Source organism: Shewanella inventionis, assembly GCF_014641855.1.
Taxonomy (GTDB): domain Bacteria; phylum Pseudomonadota; class Gammaproteobacteria; order Enterobacterales; family Shewanellaceae; genus Shewanella; species Shewanella inventionis.
This window is the reverse complement of the sequence record NZ_BMII01000005.1, coordinates 118,736-133,007: the sequence shown is the minus strand read 5'-3', so window position 1 is coordinate 133,007 and position 14,272 is coordinate 118,736. Positions and strand designations below refer to the sequence as shown.

The 14,272-nt window shown below is 43.4% G+C and carries 7 protein-coding genes; 4 read left to right on the top strand and 3 right to left on the bottom strand.

Translation table 11 applies throughout. The annotated features are described in order from the left end of the window. Positions 1-142: 142 nt before the first annotated feature. The gene (gene mltF, locus IEW93_RS04360; RefSeq protein WP_188737276.1) at positions 143-1,579 is read right to left on the bottom strand and encodes a membrane-bound lytic murein transglycosylase MltF; all 1,437 of its coding nucleotides are present in this window, start codon (positions 1,577-1,579) and stop codon (positions 143-145) included. Between the two features lie 360 nt (positions 1,580-1,939). On the opposite strand from mltF, the gene purL reads away from it, so the two are divergent. The 4 genes from purL to cydX all read left to right on the top strand — a co-directional run bounded on the left by purL (position 1,940) and on the right by cydX (position 9,976). Further along, positions 1,940-5,821, top strand: coding sequence for a phosphoribosylformylglycinamidine synthase (gene purL, locus IEW93_RS04355; protein WP_188737381.1), 3,882 nt, complete (start codon positions 1,940-1,942; stop codon positions 5,819-5,821). A gap of 1,315 nt (positions 5,822-7,136) precedes the next feature. Then, positions 7,137-8,693 carry a cytochrome ubiquinol oxidase subunit I gene (locus IEW93_RS04350; RefSeq protein ID WP_223419624.1) on the top strand — a complete coding sequence of 519 codons (1,557 nt, stop codon included), beginning with the start codon at positions 7,137-7,139 and terminating at the stop codon, positions 8,691-8,693. A 15-nt stretch (positions 8,694-8,708) separates the two neighbouring features. Further along, positions 8,709-9,848, top strand: coding sequence for a cytochrome d ubiquinol oxidase subunit II (cydB, locus tag IEW93_RS04345; RefSeq protein ID WP_188737274.1), 1,140 nt, complete (start codon positions 8,709-8,711; stop codon positions 9,846-9,848). Positions 9,849-9,865: 17 nt separating this feature from the next. Further along, positions 9,866-9,976, top strand: coding sequence for a cytochrome bd-I oxidase subunit CydX (gene cydX / locus IEW93_RS04340; RefSeq protein WP_059747876.1), 111 nt, complete (start codon positions 9,866-9,868; stop codon positions 9,974-9,976). Between the two features lie 87 nt (positions 9,977-10,063). Here the strand turns inward: cydX and IEW93_RS04335 are convergent, their stop codons facing one another. Next, positions 10,064-13,135, bottom strand: a complete 3,072-nt coding sequence (locus IEW93_RS04335) for an efflux RND transporter permease subunit (RefSeq protein WP_188737273.1) — start codon at positions 13,133-13,135, stop codon at positions 10,064-10,066. Then, positions 13,132-14,253 (bottom strand): efflux RND transporter periplasmic adaptor subunit, encoded by a 1,122-nt coding sequence (locus IEW93_RS04330; RefSeq protein WP_188737270.1) that lies wholly within the window; start codon positions 14,251-14,253, stop codon positions 13,132-13,134. The genes IEW93_RS04335 and IEW93_RS04330 overlap by 4 nt, the downstream gene beginning before the upstream one ends. Positions 14,254-14,272 lie beyond the last annotated feature (19 nt).

The window sequence follows — 14,272 nt, the reverse complement described above, 5'->3', positions numbered from 1 at the left end:
TTATTGCTCTTCTTCTCATACCGGTATCCTTTAAATCATTCTTGGTTGTATTGAATGTAAGCTGATATCTCATTTTACATGATGACACAATAACAAGAGATAACTGTTAATGGGTCATCATTTTTATTTTCCGCTTATGCAGTTAGGGTTTCTGAGCCGATACATTGGTATTAATGTTAACCTCTTCGGCGATGATCTCCATGCTATCACTTTCGTCAATCACGTCCATTTGTTTAGTTTGATTATCAACCCAAACTAAGGTGTCGTAATATCGGCGTATGCTATCAACATAGTGTACCGCTTCACTACCACGGGCATAGCCATAGCGGGTTTGTTTGTAATATTTAGACTGCTGTAACAGGGGCAATACCTTTTTTACATCACGCCAGGCGCTAGGGTTCATTCCCATTGACTCTGTTAATTTGCGCGCATCTTCCACATGGCCTAAACCAATATTATAAGCGGCTAAAGCAAACCAAATTCGTTGCGATTCTGGAATCGATTCTGATAAGCGATCCATCATGTCTTTGAGGTAAAATGCTCCACCGCGAATACTTTGCTCTGCGTCTAAACGATTATCGACACCCACATAGGTAGCTGTAGGTTGAGTTAGCATCATCATGCCACGTACGCCAGTGGGGGAGCGTGCTTTAGGGTTCCAATGCGACTCCTGATAGCTGGCGGCAGCGAGCTTACGCCAATCTAAATCACCTGCGTACTCTTCAAACATGCTGCGGTATTCAGGCAAAATATTGTCAATAGCGCGGATAAAGGCACGAGTGTCAACATAATCAAAACGTTTCACATGGCCAAAATATTTTTCGTTTAAATGCTCAAGGGTGCCGGCACGTTTCTCTTTATGCCAAAAGGCTAAAAGCTGACTCATTAAACGGTCGCTGTCTTTGGGCGGTAACAGCCAAACAACCTCAATTTTTTCTTCTAAAATCATTCCTGCTCGTAACTCAGGTAAAAAACGTTGGTTAATTAACAGGCTGTTTGAGTCTGATATTGTGTAGTTCAATTTACCTTTGGCAACCAGTGCGAATAATTCTTCGTTATCCTTGTCGTCAACTTGGTTCCACATGAGTTCTGGGTGGTCTTTTTGCAGTTGAGTTAAGGTATTAACCGACGATGAGTTTGCCATTACGGTTATTTCGCCAGACAGGGTGCCAATGTCTTTGGGTTCTGGCGTGCCTTCTTTATATACCAGTACCTGGTTGACTTTATATAAGGTCGGCCCAAGTTTAAATTGTTTGCTGCGATTAGGGGTTTTCGCAATACCCGCAGCAATAATGTCGATTTCGTTATTTTTTAATGCTTTAAATAAAGCTTTCCTGTCTGTATAGGGGATCATCTCTAACGGCACGGATAAATAATCAGCAAAACGTTGTGCCATTTCGAAATCAAAGCCGGTTTCGCCTAACTCTGAATTAAGGTAAATCTGAGGTCCATAAAGTGTACCCACCTTGAGGACAGTGCGTTTAGGGGCGGGCGCAGCAATATCTACCTGTTGAATATCAACTGGTTGGCAAGCGCTCAATATGCCTAAAAGAAAAATGATAAATAAGGTTTTGATCATATTTATTAACTGGTTATCTTAAGTTGTATCGTTAATGTTCACGAGAGTAATACGAGAAAAACGAGTGTAATACCTGTCGAATAGCCTTTAAATATGTAGGGAGTTGGTGTTTTTTTTCGCATACTTTATCAGGAGTTTTCCTAAACGCCTAGGCTTGTATAAAAAAGCAGCTAAAGCTGGCGGGTTTGTGCTCGATTGTAAAGTGAGCCTGTTATCCACTGTAGCATTATTCCCGCGGGATATTTTCCCTATCAGGAAACACTGTTTTCACCTGTGCTTGAACGTGATTTGTATTGTGCAATTCCCTATAATAGCGCCAATTCTGACCCTCCTATATAAATTATAAGGTGAATAGACGTGATGGAAATCATTCGCGGAGCCCCTGCACTATCTGCATTTAGAGTTCAAAAACTCATGGAGGCTTGCGAAAACGCATCGCTTCCTGTGTCGCAAATTTATGCCGAATATGTGCATTTAGCTGATTTGACTGAATCTCTTGATGATAATGAACGTCTACAGCTAGAAACGATTCTTACCTATGGTCCTGCGATTGAATCGCATGCTCCTAAAGGGGCGTTACTGTTTGTTACCCCGCGTCCAGGTACTATTTCTCCTTGGTCATCTAAAGCGACTGATATTGCTCATAATTGCGGCCTAGATAAAGTCAAACGTCTAGAGCGTGGTATTGCTTACTATGTTGAATCAGCCACATTAACGGCTCAGCAGCAAAAGCAATTGCAAGGTTTACTGCACGACCGCATGGTTGAAGTGATATTGCCAACGTTTGCTGACGCAAGCGTACTGTTTGCCCGTACAGAACCTGCCAAGTTTAACAGCATCAATATTTTGGCTGAAGGTCGTCGCGCTCTAGAAGTTGCCAACGTTAAGTTAGGTTTAGCATTAGCCGATGATGAAATTGACTATTTAGTTGAAAACTTTGTCCGCTTAAAACGTAATCCAAACGACATTGAACTTATGATGTTTGCTCAGGCTAACTCAGAACATTGTCGTCATAAAATTTTTAATGCAGATTGGACAATTGACGGCGAAGCACAGCCTAAATCTTTGTTCAAAATGATTAAGAACACCTTTGAAGTAACACCTGACTATGTGTTATCGGCTTATAAAGATAACGCTGCGGTAATGACAGGCTCAGTTGCAGGGCGTTTCTTCCCCGATCCAGACGGTGTGTATAACTACCACACTGAACCTATGCATGTATTGATGAAGGTTGAAACTCACAATCACCCAACCGCGATTAGCCCATACCCTGGTGCTGCTACCGGCTCTGGTGGTGAAATTCGTGATGAGGGTGCAACCGGTCGTGGTTCTAAACCTAAAGCAGGTTTAAATGGCTTTACGGTATCTAACCTTAAGATCCCTGGCTTTGTACAACCCTGGGAAGGTCAATACGGTAAACCTGATCGTATCGTTACCCCGTTAGAAATCATGCTCGAAGGCCCATTAGGCGGCGCGGCATTTAACAACGAGTTTGGTCGTCCGGCCTTGACTGGGTATTTTCGAACTTACGAGCAAGAAGTATCGAGCCATAATGGCGTTGAAGTGCGTGGATATCACAAGCCGATCATGATTGCCGGTGGTTTAGGTAATATCCGTGAAGAGCACGTGCAAAAGGGCGAAATCACCGTTGGCGCTAAGCTGATTGTATTAGGTGGCCCGGCAATGAACATTGGTTTAGGTGGCGGCGCGGCCTCTTCAATGGCATCTGGCCAATCAAGTGAAGATTTAGATTTTGCTTCTGTGCAACGTGAAAACCCTGAAATGGAACGTCGCTGTCAAGAAGTCATCGACCGTTGCTGGCAACTTGGCAGCGCGAACCCTATTCAGTTTATTCATGATGTGGGCGCAGGTGGTTTATCAAATGCATTCCCTGAATTAGTGAATGATGGTAATCGTGGTGGGGTGTTTAATTTACGTAACGTGCCATCAGACGAGCCTGGCATGAGCCCGCTTGAGATTTGGTGTAACGAGTCACAAGAGCGTTATGTATTATCAGTAGCACCTGAAAACCTACAACAGTTTGCCGATATTTGTGCCCGCGAACGTGCTCCATTTGCGGTAGTCGGTGAAGCGACTGAAGAAATGCATTTAACCCTTGCCGACAGCCATTTTAATAACAAACCAATCGATTTACCGCTTGAAGTATTATTAGGCAAAGCACCGAAAATGAGCCGTGATGTGGTATCGGCTAAAGCGGTATCGCCAGCGTTAGACCAGTCTAAAATTGACTTAAACGAAGCGGTCAAACGTATTTTGACTTTACCCACTGTTGCCGACAAAACCTTCTTAATCACCATTGGCGATCGCTCGGTGACTGGTTTAGTGAATCGTGACCAAATGGTTGGCCCTTGGCAGGTACCGGTTGCAGATTGCGCTGTCACTGCATCAAGCTATGACAGCTACACTGGCGAAGCCATGTCGATGGGTGAGCGCACACCGTTAGCATTGTTAGACTTTGATGCCTCTGCCCGTATGGCGGTTGCTGAATCGATTATGAACATTGCTGGTGCTGATATTGGCTCGTTCAAACGCATTAAAATATCGGCTAACTGGATGTCACCAGCAGGTCACCCAGGTGAAGATGCTGGTTTATATGAAGCGGTTAAAGCCATCGGCGAAGACTTATGCCCAGCACTAGGCATTACTATTCCTGTGGGTAAAGACTCGATGTCGATGAAAACCGCATGGGAAGACAACGGCGTTAAGAAAACCGTTACATCGCCAATGTCGTTAATCATCACCGCATTTGGTGTGGTACAAGATATTCGTAAAACGATTACGCCAGAGCTGCGCTCAGATAAAGGCGATAGCACATTGTTGATGCTGGATTTAAGCAATGGCCAAAACCGTTTAGGCGGGTCTTGTTTAGCACAGGTTTACAGTGAGCTTGGTGATATTGCGCCAACACTGGATAACACGGCTAACCTTGCAGGATTTTTTGAAGTCATGCAGCAATTAGTGGCTGAGCAGTCGGTAATTGCTTATCACGATCGCAGTGACGGTGGTTTGTTTACAACCTTAGTTGAGATGGCATTTGCCGGTAATACGGGTTTGCAAATTGATTTAGCCGCGTTAAAAGGCACAGACATAGAGCGTTTATTTAACGAAGAATTAGGTGCAGTTATCCAAGTTAGCAGCGAGCAGGCTGATGCCATTGCGGCACAGTTCATCGCTAAAGGTGTGACGTGTCATCAGATCGGCGGCCTACAAGCAGTTGATCAAATCACTATTACCGATGGCGAGCGCGTTATTTATACAAATAGCCGTACTGCGCTACGCACGTTATGGTCAGAAACCACCTATCGCATGCAAGCACTTCGTGATAACCCTGAATGTGCTGCAGAAGAGTTTGCGCTTAAGCAAATTGCTGATGCACCCGGCTTAACCGTTAAATTAGGTTTTAACCCGAATGAAGATGTTGCTGCACCTTATATTTTAAAAGGCGCAGCGCCTAAAATGGCTATTTTACGTGAGCAAGGTGTTAACTCGCACATTGAAATGGCAGCCGCATTTGACCGCGCAGGTTTTGAAAGCCGCGATGTGCATATGTCTGATATTTTATCGGGCCGTATTAGCCTAGAAGAATTCCAAGGTTTAGTGGCTTGTGGTGGGTTCTCGTACGGTGACGTTTTAGGTGCCGGTGAAGGTTGGGCTAAGTCCATTCTGTTTAACAACCGTGCACGTGATGAATTCAGCCGTTTCTTTGAGCGTGATTCGAGCATTGCGTTAGGTGTGTGTAACGGTTGTCAAATGTTATCTAACCTAAAAGAAATCATCCCAGGTAGCGAGCATTGGCCGCACTTTGTGCGTAACCGTTCGGAGCGTTTTGAAGCGCGTTTCAGTTTGGTTGAAGTACAGCAAACTCCGTCAGTGTTCTTCGAAGGAATGGTGGGTTCTCGTATGCCTATCGCTGTGTCACACGGTGAAGGTTTAGCTGAATTTGCCAATGCACAAGCATTAGCTAAAGCAGAAGCCTCAGGCACCATTGCACTACGTTATGTAGATGGCCACGGCCAAATTGCGACGCAATATCCACTTAATCCTAATGGCTCGCCAAATGGTTTAACTGGTATTTGTACAACCGATGGCCGCGTGACCATTATGATGCCGCACCCTGAGCGTGTATTCAGAACCGTTGCCAACTCATGGCATCCAGACAACTGGGGCGAAGACAGCCCATGGATGCGCATGTTCCGTAATGCGCGGGTAAAAATTGGCTAAGATTATAGCTGATAGGTCAATCAACATGGCGGCTCAATTGGGTCGCCATTTTTTATATCGGCAATAACGAGATCAAAAAGCCCCACAAGTGTTCACTTGCGGGGCTTTTTATGTATTAAATTGCGCTAACGCGCGAAACCGTAACTTACTAACTCAGGTTATTTAGTTTCTTTGGCGGTAAACATGTCTGAAAAGGCACGTTTATATAAATTGGCAATATTTTCAAATAATAGCGTCATATCTATCTCTTTGGGGATCTGGGGGGGATTAAGACTACGACGCAGTAGGATATTCGTGTTCTTAACTGTTTAATAATTATACGGTGGTTATTATTTGCACTCAAACAAGAAAAAATGATGTTTTAGATTAGTTTTATTTATGCATTATTCCGTTTGTAATATTAGGTTTGTTTTGTTGATTTTTTTAAATTGCTGATATTTATGGATATTGTTTTTATGGATTGATTATTTATAGATAAATGGTTTTTATCGCGAATTAAATACATTGAGATTTTTAACGACGTATTAACACATTGGGTTGGTCTTTATGTTTGGTCACTTTTATTATGGTAAGTCATCATTCCTAACGGGCTGTTGATTTTTGCTGTTTGACTTTTGTTCGAGTGACACGCCTTCTTATCGCGGTACTAGGTGCACTGCCTAGTAATCTAAGTAATGCTTTATTTGCAAAGCGTCATTCAACAAAGGTTCATTCAACAAAGAGTAAGCGTTTTTAGCCCAATCCACGCTGGCTGCGTGTGTTGGCCATTTTTACTGCGTTATCGACTCTTTATGTCGAATAACAGCACCTCAAAGTCTCTGCCGCGCGGTTTTATATGTGTGTAATGACCAACAATTCGCTGCAAAAACAAACTCGAAAGATCCGCAGCTCCTAGCAATTGCACTTTTTTTGTCAATACCTCTTGCGAGGGTGGGGAGGGGCGAATTTGCATTAATGTTGATTTTTTGGGCATAAAGAGGTTGTGTGAACGTCACAAAAATGATTTTTTTATGCGTTGTAGCACAAGTGTGAAAAACATAAGCTGTTGATATTAAAGCGCTAAAAAATATTCATGCAAAAAATCTAATGAAGGTCACATATTTAATTAAAAAACATGATCTCTTCAATCAATTTACCGTAAGATATATCAGGTTTAGGAATGGACTTGAAATCATAAGTTGTTGGGTTTATTGAATACTTTTATTGTTAAGTTAATCAACTTTGCAAATTATATTTCTGGGACAATATCATCAATTTGGCAATGCTTTATTGCCGTGTCGCATTTGGTCGAACTGAATGAAGTAAGGAGTCGCCAATGATTATCGAAGAGGTTGTTGAGCTATCGCGTTTTCAATTTGCGTTGACAGCCATGTACCACTTTTTATTTGTTCCGCTTACCCTGGGATTAGCCTTTATACTGGCCATTATGGAGTCAGTTTATGTAATGACTAATAACCAGATTTATAAAGACATGACCAAATTTTGGGGTAAGTTATTCGGTATTAACTTTGCCCTAGGTGTGTCTACTGGCTTAGCAATGGAGTTCCAGTTTGGTACTAACTGGTCTTATTATTCGCATTATGTTGGTGATATCTTCGGTGCGCCATTGGCGATTGAAGGATTGATGGCATTCTTCCTGGAATCGACCTTAGTGGGTATGTTTTTCTTTGGGTGGGATCGTTTTAGTAAGCGTCAGCATCTTGCAATAACCTGGTTAGTGGCTATTGGCTCTAACATGTCTGCATTGTGGATTTTGATTGCAAACGGTTGGATGCAAAACCCCGTTGGTTCAGTGTTTAACTACGAAACCATGCGCATGGAAATGACTAACTTTGCCGAAGTGGTATTTAACCCTGTTGCGCAGGTTAAGTTTGTGCATACAGTGGCTTCTGGCTATGTAGCTGGAGCAATGTTTGTTCTCTCGATTAGTGCTTACTACATCCTCAAAGGCCGTGATTTACCCTTTGCTCGTCGCTCGTTTGCCATTGCAGCCAGTTTTGGTATGGCGGCGATTTTATCGGTTATCGTATTAGGTGATGAATCAGGATACGAAGTGGGTGAAGTTCAACGTGTTAAATTAGCGGCAATTGAAGCTGAATGGCACACAGAACCCGCACCAGCAGCGTTTACTGCGGTTGGTTTCCCTAATCAAGAAACCATGCACACAGATTATGCTGTTAAAATACCGTACTTAATGGGAATTATTGCAACACGTTCTTTAGATGAAGAAGTAACAGGAATACGAGATCTTGTTAAAGAGCATGAAGTGAGAATTCGTAACGGTATGGTGGCTTATGCGTTACTTGAAAAACTGCGTGCAGGTGATGAAACCCCTGAAACTCGTGCACAATTTGAAGCGACAAAAGGCGATTTAGGCTATGGCTTCTTACTAAAACGCTACACAGATAACGTGGTTGATGCGACAGAAGAGCAAATCATTGCGGCCTCTTTCGACTCTATTCCAACGGTAGCGCCAATGTTCTGGAGTTTTCGTTTAATGGTGGGTTGTGGCGTGATTATGTTGTTTGTGTTTGCTGCTGCGTTTTGGCAAAGCACACGTCATAAAATTGCTGAGAAAAAGTGGGTGTTGCGAGCAGCACTATACAGCTTACCGCTACCTTGGATTGCCATTGAAGCAGGGTGGTTTGTATCAGAGTTTGGCCGTCAACCTTGGACCATCTCAGAAGTGCTACCTACCTTTATGTCGGCATCGAGCTTAACGCCAGCTGATCTATGGTTCAGTATTATTTCGATTACGGTTTTCTATACCATTTTACTGGTGATAGAGGCTTTCTTAATGTTCAAGTTCGCACGTCTTGGCCCAAGTAGCTTAAAGACTGGTCGTTATCACTTTGAAACCCAAGATGCCTAATCGGAGGACCTGATTATGTTTGATTATGAAGTATTAAGATTTATCTGGTGGGCATTAATCGGCGTGTTATTTGTCGGTTTTGCTGTCACCGACGGCTTTGATATGGGTGTTGGCGCGTTATTACCGATTATTGGTAAAGACGACACCGAACGCCGTATTATGATTAACTCCATTGCCCCTCACTGGGACGGTAACCAAGTTTGGCTTATCACCGCAGGTGGTGCCTTATTTGCTGCTTGGCCTATGGTTTATGCAGTGTCGTTTTCTGGCTTTTATGTGGCAATGATGTTGGTGCTGTTTGCCCTTTATATGCGTCCTGTTGGCTTTGATTATCGTTCTAAAATTGAAGATCCAAAATGGCGTAAAACCTGGGATTGGGCTTTGTTTGTTGGCGGTTTTGTACCACCACTGATCATTGGCGTTGCATTTGGTAACTTACTGCAAGGTGTGCCATTTAACTTTGACGAATACCTACGTGCAACTTATCACGGCGGGTTATTTGGCTTGTTAAATCCCTTTGGATTATTAGCCGGCCTTGTCAGTGTTACCATGTTTATGATGCAAGGCGCATCCTGGTTACAAATGAAAACCGAAGGCGAGTTACGTGTGCGCAGTGCTAAAGCATCGCAAATATGTGGTGGTTTACTGTTTGTACTATTTGCGGTTGCAGGCGTTTGGCTTGTTAATGGCATTGATGGTTATGTGATTACATCAACGCTTGACCTAGCTGGCCAATCAAACCCTACCACCAAAACCGTTGCTGTTGAGGCCGGTGCTTGGTTAGCCAATTACGACAAATATCCAGTGACCATGTTATTCCCTGTATTGGGCTTGTTAATGCCAATTTTAGTGATTTTAGCTAGTCGCTTTAATCGTAGTGGCTTTGCATTCTTGTTTAGCTCGCTTGCTATTGCTGGTGTGATTGTGACTTGCGGTGCAGCCATGTTCCCGTTTGTAATGCCATCATCATTAGAGCCTAATGTGAGCTTAACCATGTGGGATGCAACAGCGAGTCAAATGACGTTAAAAGTGATGACATTTGCGGCTATTATTTTCGTACCAACGGTATTAAGTTACACCATTTGGACTTATTACAAGATGTACGGCCGCTTAAATCGTGCGTTTATTGAAGACAATAAAACGTCACTTTACTAGTTTAAGGAGCGATATCTATGTGGTATTTTGCGTGGATTTTAGGTGTATTACTGGCATGTTCATTCGGTATCATCAATGCGTTATGGCTTGAAAATACTGAAAACATGGATCGTCAAAGCGAAGATTAATCTTCTACTATGCCCATCAGTAACAAAAAACCGCTTTAGTGATAAAGCGGTTTTTTTTTGGTAGTTATTATGAGTAACTTGTTACCGCTAACTCGTTACCGCTTTTCCTTGTAGAATTGTTCTTCGCGGTTTCATCAGCAGCAGGTACATTACTGGCACCCACATTAATGACAGCATTGTGGTCAATAAAGTACCGCCGGCAATGGCGATGGCAAAGGGTGGCCAAAAACCGCCGCCTGCAATGATTAATGGTAAAAAGCCGCCAATGGTGGTGATGGTGGTTGAACCAATATGGCGCCCGCAGCTGCTAACGGTATCGATAATTAACCTAATATTACCTTGCTTGGCATCGGGTACATCTTCAAGTTCAGCTAAAATCACAATGGCAGCATTAATGGCTAATCCCATTAACCCCAACAAACCGATAATAACGGTAAACCCAAATGGATAACCAAATACAAACACCGCAAGCAAGCCTAATCCTGCCGATTGGAATGCACTAAGCAAAATGATGGCTGTTAATCTAAATGAGTTAAATGACAGTACAACAGTGGCCAAGAGTAGGGTTACCACAAGCACAATATTAGACATCAAGTTACCCACAGCCTCATTGCGCTTGGCACTTTCACCACCAATTTCAAGATGATAACCTGCTGGAAGTGCTAGTTGTTCAACTTTTTCTTTTGCATCGTTTAACACCTGAGCCGGCAGTACGCCACTGGTGATGTAGGCTTCAATGGTGTTGACCCTCTCACCATTACGGCGTGGGATTGCACCGCGGCTCACATTGACTTCATTATAAGATAATGCCGATAGTGGAATTCCAGATCCAGATGCCGAGACCAAGTTTATTTCGGCTAATCGGGTTGCCTGTTCACGGCTAGAGTCGCCTAAACGGACTCGTACAGGTAGTGATTCTGTTTGCTCTAAAATACTGCCGCCAATAATCCCAGTAGTGGCCATTTGTATTTGGTTGGCAATGTCGCTTAAGCTCAAGCCGCTCATTAAGCTGGCGTCTTCATTTACCTGTAACCACACTTTAGGCGCACCAGAGCTTAAAGTTGCACGAGTATGAATAACATCAGGCGTGGCATTTAAAATGCCTCTCACTTGTTCGCCTAATACTTTTAATGTGTCTAAATTAGGGCCATAAATGCGTAACTCTACAGGGGCATTAAATGGTGGGCCTTGTTCTAATTTGCGCACCAGTATTTGTGCTTGTGGGTATTCGATATCAAGCTCTTTTTGTAATTGCAAAATAAGCTTGTTAGCGGCAACAAAATCGGTCACTTTAATCATCGCCTGAGCGTAATTTGTTGCCCCTTGCTGGCGTTGAGTGAGGTTGTAATAAAACGATGGCGTGTTACCTCCAACGACCCAGGAGGCTTCGAGTATTTCATCTATTTTTTGTAGCTTGGTGTCGATAAGCCTCACTTGTGCCAACGTATTTTCAATACTCACGTGTGGCGCTAAATACACCTCTATTTGAAACATGTCTCTATCTGAAGGCGGGAAAAACTGCTCTGTCATTTTACCTGCGGCAAAAAAGCCTACTACAGGCAAAATGCCGATGACAATTGCAGTTAATAACGGACGATGAAGCGCAAAATGCAAGCTGGCGGTAAAGGCCTGGCTGATACGTGGAAAAGCCATTCCTTGTTGATACCATGCGCTTGGTTTTTCACTGCGGCTAAAACGACCCGCAAGGCCAGCAATAATCGTGTGAGAAATTATATAAGAGCCAAGCAGGGCAAACATAACCGAAATAGCAATGCCGCCCACAAACTCACCGGCAGCACCTGGCATTAATACAATGGGAGCAAAAGCCAGCATGGTGGTGATGGTTGAGCCCGCTAAAGGTAGCCATAAATGGTGTAAGGTTTTAGTGACGGCCTCAAGTTTCGTCATGCCTTGTTGGCGCCGCTGGGCAATGGCATCGACGATGACGATTGCGTTATCGACCATAATGCCTAAGGCCACGACTAAACCTGTTACCGACATTTGGTGAATAGGCAGCCCGGTATATTTCATACAGGTTAGGGTAAACAATGCTGTTAACGGTAGTGATATTGCAACAATTACGGCATTGCGCAGCCCTAAAGTAAGCATTAATACCACAAGGATTATAATAAAACCTTGCAGTAAGTTAACCACTAAATCACCCAATCTATCTTGAGTATAACCTTGCTGATCAAACAGCCATTGCACCTTAATATTGGCGGGTAAATTGACAGAGAATTGCTCAATCGTGCGGTTAACTTGTTGTTGCCATATATCAACTCGGTTGTTGTCGAGCATACGCGCAGAAACCAGTATACCTTGTTGGCTATCGATTAAGGCGACGCTGCCTGCCGGGGTTTTGCTTTGGCGAGTAATAGTTGCAACATCGCCAAGGCGAATAATTTGCCCATATTCATCAACTTTTAACGGCACTTGCCTGATGCGGTGCTGCGAGTCAAGTTCGCCAGACACTTCAACTAGGGCTCTAAATTGGCTGTTATTAATTTCGCCTGCTGAAATTTTACTGTCTGCATTTGATAAAATGGCAGCAATACTGGCAGGTGTGAGATGAAGCTGGCTAATTTTATTGCCGTCCAGCTCTACGAGTATTTCTTCTTCTGGTGCGCCATAGAGTTTGGCAAAGTCAGTGCCGGTTAATAGGCGTAAGCGGCTTTGTAACTCTTTGGCGTAGCGATTGAGAATATCGGCTCTAACAGGTGAGTCATCAGCCCACACAAGCCCTAAAATGGCAGTGCTAGCGTAACCTAGTTGATCATCTAAAATGCCATTTTGAGCCGCATCGGGTAGCAAGTATTTGCTGTCTGCAAGCAAATCGCGCGCGCGCGACCAAACCGGATCTGTATCTGTAACCGTATCTTTTAATTCGAGCTGAATAACTGAAATACCAGGTCTTGAAGTCGATTGAACCAGTTTTAAATCTTCTAAACGACGTAATTGGTTTTCGAGCACCTCGGTCACTAGTGCTTCAACCCTTTCGGCAGATGCGCCTGGATATTGAGTAATAACAGAAGCAAAACGGTTGGTAATGTGCGGGTCTTCAGTGCGCGGCAGGCTCGATATCGCCCCAAGCCCCGCAACGATTAACAGTGCGATAAATAAACTGGTTAAACGACCATTTTCAAGAAACGCTTTAATCATAGCGCCTCCCCACGAGTATTTTGTGCCAATATCACATTTTGGCCAACAACGACTTTATGTAGCCCATCTACGACGATTTGCTCGTTAGCTTGTATTGCGCCTTTAATAAATGCCTGCTGTTCATTTGTGTAAATGATTTCAACATCTCTGCGTTCAATTTTATAAAGTGGTGCATCATCTTTTACTACAACATACACATTCCAAAGACCTCTCACGCCATCGGTTAATGCTGACATTGGTACCCAATAACCTGCTACGAAATGATCTTGCTGATAAACCAAATAAGCAATTTCACCATTGATTGCCCTTGCTGATTCAGGCAGTTGGATCCTCAGTTGCACTGTGCGGCTTGTTGGGTTTACCTCGGCGCTTATCCCGGCAATTTGAGCGGTAAACGTTTGCTTGCCAACGCGCACATCGACATGTTGCTGCGCCGTTAATTGCTGGGCAATATCGACTGGCACACCAATGTAGGCGACAGGTTGACTACTACCCACTAAATTAAACACTGCACTGCCAAGGGCTATTACTTCACCTAGGTTGTGATAGCGCTGACTAATCACACCATCAAATGGGGCGACTAAGGTTGATTTTTCAATTTTTAATTTTGCCGCAGTTAAGCTGGCTTCAATGCGTTTTTGATTGGCTTGTAAGCTAATAACCTGTTGTTGGGTTTCATCGAGTTGCTGCGCCGACACATAGTTTTGCGTTTTTAACTTTTGTGTGCGTGCTAAGGTGCTTTTTGCCAAGTCGATATCTGCTTGAGTTTGTAACAGGCTTGCTTCGAGTTGTTGTTTTTCGGCAATTAACAAGTCGGTGTCTAATTGCGCTAAAAGTTGGTCTTTTTTGACCACATCCCCGCTATCTACGGCAATACTATTGAGTTTACCCGCCAGTTCAAAACCAATGCCAGTGGTGTTTGCTGAGCGAATTGTGCCAGTATAAGTTTGTATTTTTTGGTAACGATCATTAAGCACTAATGGCTGAGTTAAAACCGATTGATACTCAACGGTTTGCGAATGTTCTTTAACTTCAGAGCCACAACCATTTAATGCGAAGATACTGATCCCGATAACCCAGAATCTAAGGCGTTGCGCAAGTGTGCTAACTGCAAACATAATTATTCCTTTAAAACTA